General features: G+C 63.4%; 13 protein-coding genes. 7 read left to right on the top strand and 6 right to left on the bottom strand.

Annotated features, from left to right (window positions below; genetic code table 11):
* The first annotated feature begins 148 nt into the window (after nt 1-148).
* Both BV071_RS17280 and BV071_RS17275 read left to right on the top strand, forming a co-directional pair.
* Nucleotides 149-748, top strand: coding sequence for a macro domain-containing protein (locus BV071_RS17280; RefSeq protein WP_035610042.1), 600 nt, complete (start codon nt 149-151; stop codon nt 746-748).
* A complete protein-coding gene (locus tag BV071_RS17275; RefSeq protein ID WP_052573480.1) occupies nt 749-1,681 on the top strand; it encodes an FAD:protein FMN transferase in 933 nt (310 codons plus the stop codon). It begins immediately after the preceding gene.
* 270 nt (nt 1,682-1,951) lie between these two features.
* Here BV071_RS17275 and BV071_RS17270 read toward each other — a convergent pair whose 3' ends face one another.
* Complete coding sequence (locus BV071_RS17270; RefSeq protein WP_052573479.1) at nt 1,952-2,821, bottom strand: LysR family transcriptional regulator; 870 nt, start codon at nt 2,819-2,821, stop codon at nt 1,952-1,954.
* Between the two features lie 49 nt (nt 2,822-2,870).
* Nucleotides 2,871-3,329 (bottom strand): biopolymer transporter ExbD, encoded by a 459-nt coding sequence (locus BV071_RS17265; protein ID WP_035609740.1) that lies wholly within the window; start codon nt 3,327-3,329, stop codon nt 2,871-2,873.
* Nucleotides 3,330-3,414: 85 nt separating this feature from the next.
* Here BV071_RS17265 and BV071_RS17260 point away from each other — a divergent pair, with 85 nt between their 5' ends.
* Genes BV071_RS17260 through BV071_RS17250 form a run of 3 tightly spaced genes read left to right on the top strand, consistent with a single transcriptional unit; the run spans nt 3,415 to nt 5,712 of the window.
* Nucleotides 3,415-3,831: a DCC1-like thiol-disulfide oxidoreductase family protein gene (locus BV071_RS17260; RefSeq protein ID WP_035609737.1), complete on the top strand. Its 417-nt coding sequence runs from the start codon at nt 3,415-3,417 to the stop codon at nt 3,829-3,831.
* Nucleotides 3,832-3,862: 31 nt separating this feature from the next.
* Complete coding sequence (locus BV071_RS17255; RefSeq protein WP_035609734.1) at nt 3,863-4,900, top strand: permease; 1,038 nt, start codon at nt 3,863-3,865, stop codon at nt 4,898-4,900.
* On the top strand, nt 4,897-5,712 hold the full coding sequence (locus BV071_RS17250; protein ID WP_035609731.1) for a TIGR03943 family protein: 816 nt from the start codon (nt 4,897-4,899) through the stop codon (nt 5,710-5,712). The genes BV071_RS17255 and BV071_RS17250 overlap by 4 nt, the downstream gene beginning before the upstream one ends.
* 108 nt (nt 5,713-5,820) lie before the next feature.
* On the opposite strand, the gene BV071_RS17245 is transcribed toward BV071_RS17250, so the two are convergent.
* Nucleotides 5,821-6,327 carry a pyridoxamine 5'-phosphate oxidase family protein gene (locus tag BV071_RS17245; protein ID WP_035609728.1) on the bottom strand — a complete coding sequence of 169 codons (507 nt, stop codon included), beginning with the start codon at nt 6,325-6,327 and terminating at the stop codon, nt 5,821-5,823.
* A 264-nt stretch (nt 6,328-6,591) separates the two neighbouring features.
* Between BV071_RS17245 and BV071_RS17240 the strand changes: the two genes are divergently transcribed.
* Nucleotides 6,592-9,321, top strand: a complete 2,730-nt coding sequence (locus tag BV071_RS17240; protein WP_035609725.1) for a PAS domain S-box protein — start codon at nt 6,592-6,594, stop codon at nt 9,319-9,321.
* Complete coding sequence (locus tag BV071_RS17235) at nt 9,318-9,944, top strand: response regulator transcription factor (RefSeq protein WP_035609722.1); 627 nt, start codon at nt 9,318-9,320, stop codon at nt 9,942-9,944. Before BV071_RS17240 ends, BV071_RS17235 begins: the two co-directional genes overlap by 4 nt.
* A gap of 69 nt (nt 9,945-10,013) precedes the next feature.
* Here BV071_RS17235 and BV071_RS17230 read toward each other — a convergent pair whose 3' ends face one another.
* The 3 genes from BV071_RS17230 to BV071_RS17220 form a co-directional block, all read right to left on the bottom strand.
* Complete coding sequence (locus BV071_RS17230) at nt 10,014-11,528, bottom strand: FAD-dependent oxidoreductase (protein WP_035609719.1); 1,515 nt, start codon at nt 11,526-11,528, stop codon at nt 10,014-10,016.
* A 246-nt stretch (nt 11,529-11,774) separates the two neighbouring features.
* The gene (locus BV071_RS17225) at nt 11,775-12,299 is read right to left on the bottom strand and encodes a flavoprotein (protein ID WP_035609716.1); all 525 of its coding nucleotides are present in this window, start codon (nt 12,297-12,299) and stop codon (nt 11,775-11,777) included.
* 53 nt (nt 12,300-12,352) lie between these two features.
* Nucleotides 12,353-15,025 (bottom strand): hypothetical protein, encoded by a 2,673-nt coding sequence (locus tag BV071_RS17220; RefSeq protein WP_035609714.1) that lies wholly within the window; start codon nt 15,023-15,025, stop codon nt 12,353-12,355.
* Nucleotides 15,026-15,034 lie beyond the last annotated feature (9 nt).

Here is a 15,034-nt window from a genome sequence, read left to right as displayed (position 1 = left end):
CCCAAGATCGGGGACAACGGGACGCGAAGCCGGAATCTGACGGCTTTCCTCACTAATGCGTGATTCCCGATCCCTGCCCGCCGCCTCTGCGTGGTTTTTGCGCAAAACCGGGCTTGGAAGGCCCGGGCACGGCCCTGAGGATGGCCCGGTGAAAATCACGCTCTGTGATCGGCAAGACCGACTGATCGACGCTTGGCGGCATGCCTTCGAGGGCCTGCCCGGGGTAGCGATCGCCAGTTCCGATATCTGTCATCTGCCCTGCGATGCGATCGTCAGCCCGGCGAATTCCTTCGGCTTCATGGATGGCGGTCTCGATCATATGCTGTCCGACCGCTTCGGCTGGGATCTGCAGACCCGGGTCCAAAAGGCGATCCAAGCCCGCCCCCTGCGCGAACTCCTAGTGGGTGAAGCAATGGTCATCCCGACCGAGGATGTCCGCGTGCCGTGGTTGATCTGTGCGCCCACGATGCGGGTGCCGATGCGGATCACGACCAGCGTGAATGCCTACCTCGCGATGAAGGCGATCCTGATTGCGGCGAAGTCCCACTGCGAAGAGATCGCCATTGAGCATGTGGCAGTTCCGGGGCTTGGCACCGGCGTTGGACACCTTGCGCCGGAAGTTTCCGCAGCCCAGATGGCGAAAGCCTACCGCGAGGTGATGCTGGATGAGCATCGCTATCCGGGGAGCTTCAATGAGGCCCAGCGGATGCACTGTGAGCTCAACCGCACCGCAATGCTCTACGACTGAATGATGAAGGGATTCGGGACATTGATTCTGGGGCTTCTCCTCTTCGCGGCTACTGCTCAAGCCGAGGAACAGCGCTTCCATTTCGAGCGCCCCCTCATGGGCACGCTCTTCCAGATCACCTGCTACGGGGAGGACCCGGAAGCCGCAAAGAAAGCTTCGGAGGAAGCTTTCGGAGTGGGAGAGGAGATCAACAAGATAGCCTCCGACTATCTGGCGGACAGCGAGTTGATGAAGCTCAAGCCGGGCGATCCGACAAAAGTCTCACCACTCTTCGCGGAACTGCTGGACGCTTCCTTCACCAAGGCCCGCGAGACGGAGGGTGCCTTTGATCCGACCCTGGGCCCTCTCACCAAGCTCTGGCGGGAGACCCGCAAGACCCGCAAGCTCCCGGATCCGGAAGTGCTCGCAAAAGCGCGCGCCGCCTGTGGCTGGCAGGATGCGGAGTGGAACCGCGAGACCAGCACGATCCTGCTCAAGAAGCCCGGCATGCAGCTCGACCTCGGGGCCATCGCCAAGGGCTTCACTGCCGACAAGATGTTCGAGGCGATGAAGAAGGGCGGCTTCCCGAAGACCTGCGTCGCCGCGGGCGGGGACCTCCGGATGGGAGATCCGCCACCGGGCAGGACGGCATGGCGGGTCGGCTTGCAAACCTTTGATCTGGAGAAGCCGGAGGAAGTGGTGGAGCTGGCGAACTGCGCGGTTTCGACCTCCGGCGATCTCCATCAGTTCGTCGAAATCGAGGGCAAGCGCTACTCCCACATCATCGATCCCAAGACCGGCCTCGGCATGACCGAGCACGTCGCGGTCAGTGTGATCGCGCCGAGCGGCACGATCGCCGATGCCTTGGACACTGCGGGCTGCGTCGTAGGCGCCGACAAGGCTGAAGCCATGGGCCTTAAGTTCGGCGCGACGCGGGTGGTGGTGAGGAAGTGATCTCCACTGCTGGCGAGGCGGCATGCGATCAAAAGCCCCCAAGGGGCGGCAAGGAGACAGCCCAGGGCAAGCGCTAGCGCAGCCCTGGGTCAAGCCGTCGGCAATTCACGCCCCCTGAATTGGGGGCCAGGAGCGTGGTGACTCCACTGGATGTTGTTATCCTCGATCTCCGCGCCGCCACTTCAGGGGGCCATCCGCTTGGGCACGAACCCAAGGCTGCGCTTGCTGTCTCCTTGCCGCCCCTTTGGGGCTCCTGGATCATGATGCCCCTCACCCCATCTTCGCCCGCTTTCGCAGCCCATCGAGCACCTTCTCCGCAAGCGGCGCGATCTTGCCGCGCCAGGCGGCGGCGATGATGAGCTCGGGGCAGTCGGGAATCTCCCATGCTTGGGTACCTTTGGGGAAGGTGATCCCGGGGGCCTTGACGCTGAGCCCGGCGCCGAAGCCGCCGGCGACGTAGGCGTGCACGAGTTCCAGCGAGTTGACCTCGATCCGGGGTGCCCAATCGAGACGCGCCTTGGCCAAGCCCTTGGCGAAGATCCGGGCGAGGGCTGTGTCGGAGGAGGGGCGGATCAGCGGGAAATCCACCGCCATCCCATGGATCCCGGAGCGCGCGACCTTGTAGCCGCTGGGCACCAGCAGGACCAGCGGCATGGAGATCAGGATCTCCGTGCGGATGCCCGCGGGTGGCCGGGATTCCAGCTCACAGACGGCGAAATCGACTTCCTCGCGCTCCAACAGGTCGAAGGCACCGCGTTGGTCAGTATCGACGAGGCTGAGTTCAAGGTCGGGCTTCTCCTTGCGCATCGCGGCCAGCACATCGGGCATGTGGCGGCGGATGATGGTCGCCGGTGCGGCGAGGCGCAGGCGGCGGGAAGCTTTGCCGGCGATCCGGGCGGAGACCTCCGGCAGCGCGGCGAAGAAGGGGGAGAGGAAATCGTAAAGATCGTGGCCAGCCGGAGTTAGCTTGAAGGGGCGGCGCTGGAAAAGCCGGACACCGAGCTGGGTCTCGAGGATTGCGATCTGGCCGCTGATTGCCGGCTGCTGGATGCCATACGGCATGCTGCGCGCGGCCGCGGTGATGCCGCCGTGGCGTGCGACATGATAGAAGAGCTCGAGATGATGCAGGTTGGGCGTCACACGCCGCATTCAAGCCTGCCACGGCGAAGTGGCACGCAAAAACCTAACTTCAGTCGGCAGAAGCGATCTGGAAGCTGACGTCGCTGATCTTGGCCCGGGTCAAGGCGTCGAGGACGTCGACCACGCGTTGGTATTCGGCCATCTCATCCGCATAGATGGTGACCAGGACCTTGTTCTGGGTCGCGTCCGCCGCTTGCCTGAGCGTGACCAGATTGGCGGCAAGTTGAGGCAGGTTCCGGGAATCCGGGGCGTCGGATGGATCTTCGTTGAGATAAACCTGACCGTCATCGCCGACCGCGATCGCGATCTCGTCGGGCATGGGAGCTACGGAAGGGACGATTCCGGGCAGCTTGGTGACGTGGGCCTTCTCTTCTTGGACGGAGGCGGCCTTGACCATGAAGAAGAGCAGGATCACGAAGACCACGTCGATCATCGGGGCGATCTGGAAGCCGAGGTTCACTTCGGAGCTGGAAGCACGGCGATGGCGGAGCGGGGATTTTTTCCTCATAATCGGGGGAACGGGGCGGGCTTTGGATTTATTAGGTGGGAGTGACGGGCTTCCCGTCGGGACTTGGGTGTGCTAGGGTAGCCGCATGGCGGAGGGCGAAACGATCACGATAGCCTATGACGGCGAGTGCATGTTCTGCAGCCGCAGCATCCGCTTCCTGGCCGAGCACGACCGGCACAAGCGGCTGAGCTTCGTGCCCTTGCAGACGCCGCTGGGGCGCGAGATTGAGGAGCAAGCGGGTAGCGCCAAACTCAGCTCGGTGGTGATTCGGGATGGGACGGGTGCCTACAACCGCTCCGAGGGCGCGCTGCGGATCATGCGTGCCTTGGGCGGAGTCTGGGCTCTGCTCGCGGAGGTCGGCCGCTTGATACCGAGAGGCTTGCGCGATTGGGCTTACGATTACATCGCGGCCCACCGCTACCGCTGGTTCGGCAAAGCCGATGTTTGCTCGTTGCCGAGCCCCGCCTTGCGCGAGCGCTTGCTGGATGGCGAGCGGGTTTGACAGGCCCGGCGGGGAAACCTTTCCTCCCGGGGTGTCGCCCGATCAAAAGCAGGACTTCGCCTTTGCTTTCCTGAGCATCCTCTTTGAGGGCGCGCCCTTCATCCTGTTGGGCACGCTGATCAGCGGCTTCATCGATATCTATCTGCCGGCCGGGACCATGGACCGGCTGCTGCCGAAGAAGAAGTTCCCGGCAATCCTCGTCTGCGGTCTGCTGGGGATCATCCTGCCGGTCTGCGAATGCGCGGTGGTGCCGGTGATCCGGCGGCTGGTGAAGAAGGGCCTGCCGGTCTCCTGCGCGCTGACCTACATGCTGGCCGCGCCGATCGTGAATCCGATCACGGCTTTCAGCACCTGGAAGGCCTTCAGCGGAACGATGGTCCTAGGCGGGCAAGCCTACTCCACCAGTTGGGTGATGGCCGGGTCGCGGCTTGGCCTCGGCTTCCTGGTTGCAGTGGCGGTCGGCCTGATCGTGCTGCGGATCCCACTCCGGCATGTGCTGCGGCAGCGCCTGCTCGATAGCCTGGAGAAGGAGGAGCCTGCCGCCGCCCACAAGCACTGCGAGCATGATCATGATCACAAGCACGGACACGGCTGCTGCGGCCATGATCATGGCCACGGTTGCGGACACGACCATGATCACGGGGACAATCGCCTGGTGGCGGCCTTCCGTTCGGCGATGCGGGATTTCGTCGATGTCGGCGTTTACTTCTCGATCGGCGTGGCGATCACCGCGCTCTTCAACACCGGCATCGCGCCGGGTGCGAAGTGGCTGGGCACTCTGGCCGACAATCAAACGGCAGCCCCTGCAGCATTGATGGTCCTCGCCTTTGTGCTGAGCCTTTGCAGCACCTCGGACGCCTTCATCGCGGCGACCCTGGCCAAGTTCACCTACGGCGCGAAGCTGGCCTTCCTGGTCTTCGGGCCGATGCTCGACGTCAAGCTACTCTTCCTCTATCAAACGGTGCTCAAGCGCCGCTTCATCCTGTGGCTGGCCATCGGCCTCTTCATCGGCATCGGCGCCCTGACCATCGGCTGGCAGGCCATCATCTTCCACCTCGCGAATCGATGAATCCCAAGTTTCAGCGCCTGCTCTCGTCGGTCGCCCTCACCACCTGGGGCGGCGTGCTGGTCTACTTCTATGCCAGCGGCCGGATCGTGAAGTACCTCGCAGCGGACTTCCATCCGCTGGTCCTGGGTGGTGGTTTGGGACTGATTGTGGTGGGCCTGTTCAACCTTCTCACTGCGACCCAAGCGGCCTCCTGCGGTCATGACCATGGGCCGGAGGATTCACACGATCACGAGAGCCTGGACCTGAATCCCATCGCGGCGCTGGCAATCCTGCTGCTGCCTCTGGGCTTCAGCGTGATGAATACCAAGGATGCCTTCTCCACCGGAGCCCTGGCCGCCAAGGGTCTCTACGATGCACCTTCGGAAAGCCGCACACCGGCGCTGGAAGCGATGCTTCCGACGCTGACCCGCGAGATCATCGAGAAGCAGCATCCCAAGAATAGCGCCGGCTTCCATGAGTTCAGCCTGATGGAGCTGTTCTTCAGCAATGGCGACCCGGAGATGCGGGGCTTGGTGGAGGGCATGGCGGTGGAGACCGAGGGGCGGATGGTGAAGGACCCCGAGGGTGGTGCAAAGCAGCGGCGGATTTACCGATTGTTCATCACCTGCTGCGCGGCGGACAGCCAAGCGATTCCGATCATCGTTCGCTTCAAGGACGGCGTGCCGGAGGTGAAGGAAGGAGCTTGGATGAAGCTCTCCGGAACCATGCGCTTCCCGGATGAAGGCGAAGGCCCGATTCCCGTTTTAGAGGTGGATCACTCGGAAGAGGGCACTGCTCCGCCGGAGGAGTCGTTCACTCGGGGGAAGTTTTGATTGAACCGCGAAAAACGCGAAACTCCGCGAAATCTAACAGCCGGAGTGCCGGCTGTTCCTGCCTTTTAAATTTCGCGTCTTTTCGCGGTTGAACTTCTTCAATTGGAATCAGGGATTCAAGTCCCCCTCGATCCCGATGTCCTTCGGATGTCCGGTGACGGCGCCGAGCAGGATCTTCGCCATGGCGACGAGCTTGCCGTCCTTCACGTCCCAGTAGTGGACTTTCTCCGGGCAAACGCAGATCAGGGTAAGGTTGGGGTCATCCTTACCTTGTGGGAACCAAGTTTTGACCATGTTGGTCCAGAGCTCGTCCACCTTGTGGATGTCAGTAGTGATTTCGGCCCGGCCGTAGACGGCCAGATACTCGTGCTTGCTGTTGTTGCAGAAGATGAGCTGCACGCGAGAGTCGACGAGGATCTGGGCGTTGTGGATGCTGTCCGCGCCGCTGAAGAACCAAAGGCAGCCCTCGACGTCCACGTCCTGAACCTGCATCGGACAGAGGTGGGGCGGGACCTGGGCGATGTTGCTGGCGAACATGCAGGTGGGAGATTCGTCCACCAGCTCGCGCAGTTTTTCGAGGGCCTCGTTGGCGACAAGATTTTGAGTGGTTCCCATGGCACTAACACGCTCGCCGGGCCGGGAACCGAGTCAAAAGGAAGTTTGCCTGCCCCCCCAAAAAAGCGATCAGCCCGTGATGAGTCGGAGGAGTCGACCACGGGCTGATAGGGGAGGCCTGCGCTTAGTTTCTGTTTCTTGCGAGGGGGGATAGGTCCGGGGGGACTTGGGCGAATGCTGGCCCGATGGGGCGGGAAGGTAAATGGAACGAAAGGTGTAATGACGCTCTCTTTCCAGAATCGCGGGAATCCTGCATAAACCGGTATGCCAAGCGAGAAAGGCAGCGCTGCGACGGCCGAGCCGGACACCACGGGGTGGTTCCGGACTGCCTTCGCGCGCAGCGTCGACGCGATGGCATTGGTGGATGCGAGCACCGGCGAGGTGGTGGTGGCGAACGAGGCTGCGGCCCGCTCCGTCGGCTACCCCAGCCCGGAAGCGATGATCGGAGCCTTTGCGGGAGATCACGCCCCGGAGTTCCAGCCGGACGGCCGCCGCTCCGGTGAGATGATGCGGGAGGTCCTCCGGCGGACGGTGGAGACCGGTAGCCAGCGCTTCGAGTGGCAAGTGCTCGCGCCGGGCGGCTCGGTGACCTATCACGACGTGGTGGCGACTGCCATCCCCGCGGAAGGCCGGACCCTGATCCTCGCCACGGCCCGGGACATCGCGGAGCACAAGCGCACCGAGGACGAGCTGCGGCTCTCCGGCAGCCGCTGGCTGCGGGCCTTCGAGCAGAGCCCGGTGAGCATGCAGGTCTTCGCGCCGGACGGCTCCACGCTACAGGTGAACAAGGCCTACGGAGAACTCTTCCAGCTCACCTTGGAGGACCTGAAGGGACACAGCATCCGCAAGGATGAGCAGCTTGCCATGGCTGGCGTGCTGCCCTTGATCGAGCGGGCTTTCCAAGGCGAGGTGGTGACTATCCCGCCGCTGCCCTTCGAGCTGCGGGCCAGCCCGGAGCAACGGGCCCGCGGTCTGCGCTGGATCGGCTCGACGATGTTTCCGGTGCTCGATTTACGCGGCAAGCTGATCGAGGTGGTCTGCATCCACCGCGACGACACCGCACGCATCGATGCGGAAGCGGAAGTCCGGGAGATGACCCAGTCGCAGGAGCGGATCATCGCCGAACGCACCGCGGAGCTGCGGATTTCCGAGGAGCGGTTCAAGCGGCTCTTCGAGTTCTCGCCGCTGGGGATCGCGCTGGTGGATGAGCACGGGCACTTCCAGGAAACCAACTCGGCCTTTGCCGAGATGCTCGGCTACACGCACGACGAGCTGCTGGAGATGAACTACTGGGACATCAACCGGGTGAAGCACTTCCCCGGCGAGCGGACCTTCTTCGACAAGCTGCAGGGCACCGGGCGCTTCGGCCCCTTCGACAAGGAATACATCTGCAAGGACGGTAGCGCCGTGCCGGTACTGCTGCACGGCATGCGGGTGATCTCCTCCACCGGCGAGGTGCAGATCTGGGGGATCGCCCAAGACATCAGTGCTCGGAAAAAGGCGGAGCGGGCATTGCGGGATTCCGAGGAGAAGTTCAAGGCGCTCTTCGAGTTCTCGCCGCTGGGCATGGCGCGCGTGAGCTGGGACGGGAAGTTCCTCCAGGTGAACCAATCCTTCGCCGACATGATCGGCTACACGGCCGAGGAAATCTACGATCTGACCTATTGGGATGTGACCCCGCGCAAGTACGAGGAGCAGGAGGCCAAGATCCTGGAAATCGTGAGGGCGCACGGGACCTTTGGCCCCTTCGAGAAGGAATACATTCACCGCGACGGTCATCTGGTGCCGATCAACTTGAGCGGAATGCTGATCCGCTCGCCGGACGGCGAGGACCAGTTGTGGGGTATCGCGGTGGATACCACCGAGCGAACGCGGGCCGAGCTGGCCTTGAAGGAATCAGAGCGCAAGTTCCGCGCCTTGTTCGAGACCTCCGCGCAGGGGGTGATGCTCCACGAGAACCAGCTCTTCTCCGCGGTGAACCCGGCGGCGGCGCGGATCTTTGGCCTGGAGCCGGAACAACTCGTGGGCATGCACCCGAAGGACTTCGCGCCGGAGTTCCAGCCGGACGGCCAGCCCTCGGCACTGGCGGCCCAGCGGCGCTTGGAAGAATGCATGGAGCACGGCACCACCCGCTTCGAATGGGCGCAACTCCATCGCGATGGCCACGAGGTGATGATGGAGGTGACCCTCACCTGCATCGAAGGCGGCCGGAACGGCCTGATCCAAGCAGTGGTGACTGACATCTCCGAACGCAAGCGAGCGGAGATGGAGCTGAAGCGGGCGCTGGAGCGCGAACGCGAGCTGAACCAGCTCAAGAACAACTTCGTCTCGATGGTCTCCCACGAGTTCCGCACGCCGCTGGGGATCATCCAGTCGTCCGCGGAAATCCTCGCGGACTATCTGGAGCGGCTGGATGCCGCGGAGCGCCAGGAGCAGCTCCAATCCATCATCAAGAACTCGCGCCGCATGGCGGGACTGATGGAAGACGTCCTGCTGCTCGGCCGCCTGGATGCCGGGCGCATGGTCTTCCGCGCCGGGCGCTTGGATGCGGCGGCGCTGTGCCGGCGGATCGTGGATGAGGTGAATTCCACCAGCTCCGCGCGTTGCCGGATCCGCTTCTTCACTGCCGGGCTGCCGGATGAGATCCAGGCGGACGAGCACCTGCTGCGGCACATCCTGATCAACTTGCTGAGCAATGCGGTGAAGTACTCGGAGGAAGGCGAGGCCGTCGTCTTCCAGGCGATCGGCACCGAGAAGGAACTGCGCTTCCACATCCGCGACCGCGGCATCGGCATCCCGGCGGAGGACCGGGAGCGGCTGTTCGACGCCTTCCAGCGCGGCTCGAATGTCGGGCAGCGCCCGGGTACCGGCCTGGGCTTGGTCATCGTGAAGCAAAGCGTCGAGCTCCACGGCGGCACCATCGATGTCGAAAGCCACGTCGGCGCGGGCACCGCGGTGGAGGTCGCCATCCCACTTTCAATCAAGCCAACATGAAGACGATCCTGATCATTGAAGACGAGCCCGAGATGCGCCGCAATCTGGCGACGATCCTGCGCCTCGAGCAATACAACACGCTGACCGCGGAAAACGGCCAGGTCGGGATCGAGATGCTGAAGAGCCAGACGCCGGACATCATCCTCTGCGATGTGATGATGCCGGAGCTGGATGGCTATGGCGTGCTGAAGGAAGTACGCTCGCTGCCAGCGACGGAGGCAACGCCCTTCATCTTCCTGACCGCGAAGGGCGAGAAGCCGGACATCCGCTCGGGGATGAATCTGGGTGCCGATGACTATCTCACCAAGCCGGTGGCGAAGACCGACCTGCTGTCTGCGATCAAGACCCGGCTGGAGCGCGCGCGGCAAGCGGCGGTGCCGGAGTTCAAGCCGGACTTCAGCACGCCGAAGAAGCTGGAGGAAGATTTTCACCTGACTCCGCGAGTGGCGGAGACGCTGCTGTGGCTGTCGCAAGGCAAGACCAATGGCGAGATCGCGATCATCCTCGGCATCAGCGAGGCGACCGTGAAGAAGCACGTGCTGGAGATCTTCTCCAAGCTGGAAGTGGAGACGCGGACAGCGGCTTGCCTCAAGGCCGTGGAGGTGCTGAGCGGGAGGGCATAGTTGATGCAAAAAAACCCAGGGTAGGCCTTGCGGCCAACCCTGGGCTTGAAAGACGGAACGGCGCTGCTGTTAGACCCCCGCCAGCTGCCGTTGCGGCACGTCGGCATTCCACTGCCAGCCGGGGTGGCGGACGTAGGAAAGCGCCTCGCGCACATCGATGCCGCGCTTGGCCATCGCGATGTTCCCGGAGCGGTGCTTCTCCCAGGTGGCCTTCTCACCGGCGCCAGCCTTGTGGCGCTTCTTGTACGGCCAGCGGTTGCCGACGAGCATGACGAAGTAGCCCTCGATGCCGAAGTCGTTTTGCGTGCTTGGGATCCGGTAGCGGCAGAAGCCGGTGGGACCGTTCTCCTCGTAGAAGTCGATGAGCCCCTGGATCCCCGAGAGGTCTGTATCCGCGCGGCAGTGCTGCCAGAAGGGTGTGTCCATCGCGGTGTTGCCCTTGTAGTGCAGGCCCAGGAAGTCCCGGATGTCACCCCAGGTCCGGTCGGTGAGCTCGTTGTAGAGATCGCGGAAGGAATCGGTGGGACTGAGCTCCGAGTGCAGCAAGAAGTCCACCAGAGTCTGGCAGTGCGAGCAGACGATCATCAGCGCGGTGGCCTCGAGCGGCTCGACGAAGCCACCGGCATTGCCGATGGCCACCACGTTGTCCACCCACATGCGCTTGTAGGCGCCGCTGCGGAATTTCACCACCCGCGGCGCTTCCGGGGCCTTCGGGTTCTTGCGCTTGAACTCCTCCGCCGCCTGGTCATCGGTGAGGAACTGCGAGCTGAAGACATAGCCACGGTTGATGTGGCGCTCGTGCTCGATCTGCCAGGCCCAGCCCGCGTCCATCTGCTCGGCGGTGGTGTAGGGCAGGATCGGCTCATTGGTGCGATCCCAGCCGCCGATTACAGCGCGGTCACAGAAGAGGGTATTCCCGAAGTCGTTGAAGGGCTCGTTGAAAGCCTTGCCTAGCAGCTCGCTGCGGAAACCGCTGGCATCGATGAAGAAGTCCGCCTCCAGGCGCTGCCCGTCTTCCAAATGGATCGCGGTAATGCCCTTGTCGCCGCGGTCGGAACCGATCACGCGTCCGTCCACGATCTGCACCCCGGCCTCACGCGCGATGGTCTCGAGCATGTCCACGAAGAGCTTGTTCTCCACGTGGAAGGCGTGCCAGGGCTGCACATCCGGCGCGCCATTCGCCTGGCGCTGGAAGACCTTGCCCTCGCGCATCAGCGCGGAGGTGATGTCCACATTCGCGAAGTCGTCGTCGCAGTAGTAGCCATTCGGGCGCGGCAGGTCGGACCAGTGGGAGTCGAGCTGCGGCGCGAAGGTGTAGTCGAAGCGCCCGCGCTCACCCCACAGGAAGCGGATGCCCAGCTTCCAGGTCGGCTCGGCCAGCTCATAGAAGCGCTTCCGGGGAATGCCCAGGTAGTCGAAGATGTGGCGCGGGAAATTCGGGGTGGTTCCTTCGCCCACACCGATGACGCCAATATCGGGGCTGCGGACGACGCGGACCCGCAACTGCGGGATCTTGCGCTTCAGGGAAAGGGCTGCAATCAGGCCAGCACTGCCGGCACCGAGAACGATTACGTTTTCGATCATTAGGGAAGGATTGGGGTTTTTGAAACATCGCCAACCTGCCAAAAATTAGAACAGTTGGCTAGTCCTTCAAACGTCAGCCTCAAGGTTCTACGCAAGATCCCGGACCTGTATGATAAATGAGGCGTCCCCTGGCGGGCAGCCAGACCAAGGAACGCCTGTATCGGGGAGGGGAAAGCTGCCCTCCAATCACCCAAAATATCGCGGAATCCCCGCCGCGCAAGGGGGCTCCTCTCCGCCGATTGGGAATCAAGCGATTGCCGTCAGGATATCCTCCACTGCGGCCATGCGGCCCACGCCTTGATAGCCGCAGGCGAGGTCACCCGTCGCGGGGTCGATGAAGTGGCAGCCGTCTTCTATCAGCTTCGCCACATTCCGCTGCACTGCCGGGTGCAGCCACATCTTGCCATTCATCGCCGGCGCGATCAGCACGCGGGTGCTGCGGGGCAGGGCGAGGTAGATCGAGGACAGCGGATCCGGCGCAAGGCCATTGGCGAAATTTCCGATCACGTCGGCGCTGGCCGGGGCGACGAGGAAGAGATTCGCATTGTCAGCCAGCTCGATGTGGCCGGGCTTCCAGCTCTGCTTCTCGTCCTCCAGCGTGACCAGCACCGGCTGGCGGGTGAGGACCTGCAAGGTGAGCGGGGTGATGAACTCGGTGGCGGCCTTGGTCATCACGGCATGGACCTCGTGGCCGGCCTTGACCAGCTGCGAGGCGATGTCGGCCGCCTTGTAGGCGGCGATCGAGCCGGTGATGCCGAGGACGATGTTCATGGGGGATAAATAGCGCGGGATGGCGCGGGGCCAATGCGGAATATCGTGAGCCCTCAGGACGCAGGGCCGATCAGATAGTAGGCAGTATCCGGCCGTAGGGTGATGCGGTTCGCATTGCCGGCGGCGGCGACGCTCTGGCCGTTTGCATCCAGGGCCGTGACCTTCAGCTTCGCGGCATCGGGACGCTTCAGTCGCACTTCGCCTTCGAACTTCTTCACCAGCCAGGGATCGCTGCCGATGTTGGTGATCTTGTGGATCCCGCCCGCCGCTTCGGTGGTGGCAAAGCCGCTGGCCTTCTCCTCGCTCATGACCTGCAGGAGGATCTTGTTGGAGGTGGCGAGAGGTTTGCCATCCAGGGCCACGGCAACGATCTCGCCGAGTTCCATGAATGATTGGATTTCGAGATTGGGGAGGGTGATGGTGCCGGCCTCGCTGAGATTGCCGATGGCACCCTGGGCAGCAGGCGCGCGCAGGGTCAGCAGACCCGCGCCGTAGTCGAGCAGGGTGTCGCCGTTGGTGGCGCGGACCTGTTTGTTGGCGCGGTCGATGTAGCTGTTGATATCCCCGAGCTTGAGCGGTGGGGATGAGGCATCACCGATCCGCACCGAAGTACGGCCCGCATAGTGGATCAGCGGATCGATTGAGCCACCCCCGCTGCTGCGTTTGCTGCCGGGCGTATCGGCCTGGCGCAGGGCGTCGAGATTCGCCGCCGGGGCAAGAGGGCTGCCTTTCAGGGCGAAAGCGTCATCCATCGACAGCGAGACATCCGCCAACACCTCCCCCTCTCGCACCAAGCCGAGGCGGAAGATCGCGGCGGCGGCGGGGAATTGCCCCATCTGGGTGGGCGACATCAGGGTCCAGGGCTGCATGAAGTAGCCGGGCTTCACCGACCAATCCTTCGAATCGAGCGCGAAGTGAACCACCGCATCGCTGCCCTGCAGGGCCCCGTACGCCGCGTAAAAGAGCGGGGCCTCGCCACGATAGCGGTTTGGCCGGTTCCAGGTCGTCTCGGAGATCATCGAGGGCCGGTTGTTGAACATCGGGTCGGCCGCCGGGTTCGAGAAATCGAGGCGGCGATTGGCCTCCTCCGGCTCGAAGCGCAGCGCACTGCGGTCGCGGTAGGTATGCCCCTCGCGGATCGACCACTCGGCGGCCTCGCCCTTGTGCAGGCAGGAAAAATAGCCGTGGCGGTCGATGAAGTCGCCGGGCATGTAGCTGTATTTCTCTAGCGGCCCGAGAATGTCGTTGTTGGCCGTCGTCCAGTTCGAGGCGGTGACCATGCCCTTGTAGCCGAGCCCATGCAGGAACTTCGCGGTATCACCGTAGAAATGCGACTGCGTCTCTAGCAGGAAGGCCGCGGTGTCCTGATCGCGGAGCTTCTTGTCGGTGAAGATCTGGTAGAGCGGGCGGAAGCCAAGGCGGTCCGAAGCATCGTGCGGGTGGGGGAGCTTCCATGCTTCCAGCGCCTTCTCCGTGGAGCCGTATTTTTTGGCAGCCCACTTCGCGAAGAGCGCCTCCAGCTTCCGGAGCTGCGGCGCGGGGATGTTCTTCTCGTCGAAGGTCCAGAAAAAGAAGGAGTCCTCGTTGATGAGTTCCACGTTCATCACTGCGGGCTCATCGGCGAGCTTCTTGCCATCGCTGCCGGGCTTGGTGAGCAGCGCTTCCATCCACGAGCGGTAGAGCTTTTGGAACTCCGGCTCGAAGTAGAGCAGGGCGAAGGGATGCGACTTGCCGTCGTAGCCCTCGCGCCAGCCGGGTCCAGCCTCGGGTGTCATCCACAGCGGGAAGTAGATCGAGAGGTGCGAGTAGATGCCCTCCTTCTTCATCGCGGCCACTACCTCGCGGATGTGGTCGATCTTCTTGGGGTCGAGCGTGCCGGTCTTGCCATCGAAGACCGCGCCATGAATGCGGACCAGGTTCACGCCGTGCTTCGCCAGCATCCGCGCGCACTCGGCCAGGTCCTCGCCCTGAAGCTCCGGTGGCGGGCCATTGACCGCCCAGAAGCGGACCTTCTCGCCCGTGCTCTTGTAAACGAAGTCAGCGCCCTTGGTGCCGATCCCACCCTTCTCGCCCGCGAACTTCTCATTCAGCGATCGTAGATCTAACAGCGCATCCTTGAAGGAATCCTTCGGCGGCATCCACGGTACCCAGCCCTCGTTCTCCTTCGCCAGCTTGTCGCGCTGCGCCGCGATCTCCGCGGGCTTGAGGATGCCCATCGGCACGAAGGCCGCGGCAGCCGACGCGAGCACGAAGCAATCGAGGCTGCCATGGTTCTCGTTCGGGCTGTCGAAGCGGAAGGAGACACGGTGCTTGCCCTTGCTCAGCTTCAGCGTGCCCACCTGCGCCCAGGCCACGAAGCGCAGGTCCGGCTTGTCGTTGCTGGCGATGTTCACGTTGCCGGTCTGGCGCTTCGACATGTCGATCGCCTGGGAAGCGCCGCCGTCGAGCTGATAGGAGAGCTGGCTCTGGACCGGATTCGCGCGGACCCAGAAATCGTAGTCGCCGGCTTCCGCAGCCTCGAAGTCATAGCTGGCGGTGCCCGGATACTCCTTGGAGAAGTGCGAGATGAAGTCCCCGCCGGAGAGCTCGTCCTTCTTCACCTCGCCGTGATACCACGGGTGCTTCGCGACCTTGGATTCGGTCGCGGCCTCGCCCTCGATCCAGATTGGTTCGGCAGCGGAGGCGCAGAGGGATGAAGCGAGAAAGGCGGATGCCAGGATGCGCATGGTGTGGAT

It is taken from the genome of Haloferula sp. BvORR071, assembly GCF_000739615.1.
Classification (GTDB): domain Bacteria; phylum Verrucomicrobiota; class Verrucomicrobiia; order Verrucomicrobiales; family Akkermansiaceae; genus Haloferula.
The sequence above is the reverse complement of the archived record's forward strand: the minus strand, read 5'-3'. Positions and strand labels throughout refer to the sequence as shown.

Excerpts from the sequence above, each read along its gene's own strand:
- BV071_RS17240 (WP_035609725.1), top strand. The coding sequence starts at position 6,592 with ATGCCAAGCGAGAAAGGCAGCGCTGCGACGGCCGAGCCGGACACCACG.
- BV071_RS17220 (WP_035609714.1), bottom strand. The coding sequence starts at position 15,025 with ATGCGCATCCTGGCATCCGCCTTTCTCGCTTCATCCCTCTGCGCCTCC.
- BV071_RS17260 (WP_035609737.1), top strand. The coding sequence starts at position 3,415 with ATGGCGGAGGGCGAAACGATCACGATAGCCTATGACGGCGAGTGCATG.
- BV071_RS17265 (WP_035609740.1), bottom strand. The coding sequence starts at position 3,329 with ATGAGGAAAAAATCCCCGCTCCGCCATCGCCGTGCTTCCAGCTCCGAA.
- BV071_RS17275 (WP_052573480.1), top strand. The coding sequence starts at position 749 with ATGATGAAGGGATTCGGGACATTGATTCTGGGGCTTCTCCTCTTCGCG.
- BV071_RS17230 (WP_035609719.1), bottom strand. The coding sequence starts at position 11,528 with ATGATCGAAAACGTAATCGTTCTCGGTGCCGGCAGTGCTGGCCTGATT.
- BV071_RS17235 (WP_035609722.1), top strand. The coding sequence starts at position 9,318 with ATGAAGACGATCCTGATCATTGAAGACGAGCCCGAGATGCGCCGCAAT.
- BV071_RS17245 (WP_035609728.1), bottom strand. The coding sequence starts at position 6,327 with ATGGGAACCACTCAAAATCTTGTCGCCAACGAGGCCCTCGAAAAACTG.
- BV071_RS17225 (WP_035609716.1), bottom strand. The coding sequence starts at position 12,299 with ATGAACATCGTCCTCGGCATCACCGGCTCGATCGCCGCCTACAAGGCG.
- BV071_RS17250 (WP_035609731.1), top strand. The coding sequence starts at position 4,897 with ATGAATCCCAAGTTTCAGCGCCTGCTCTCGTCGGTCGCCCTCACCACC.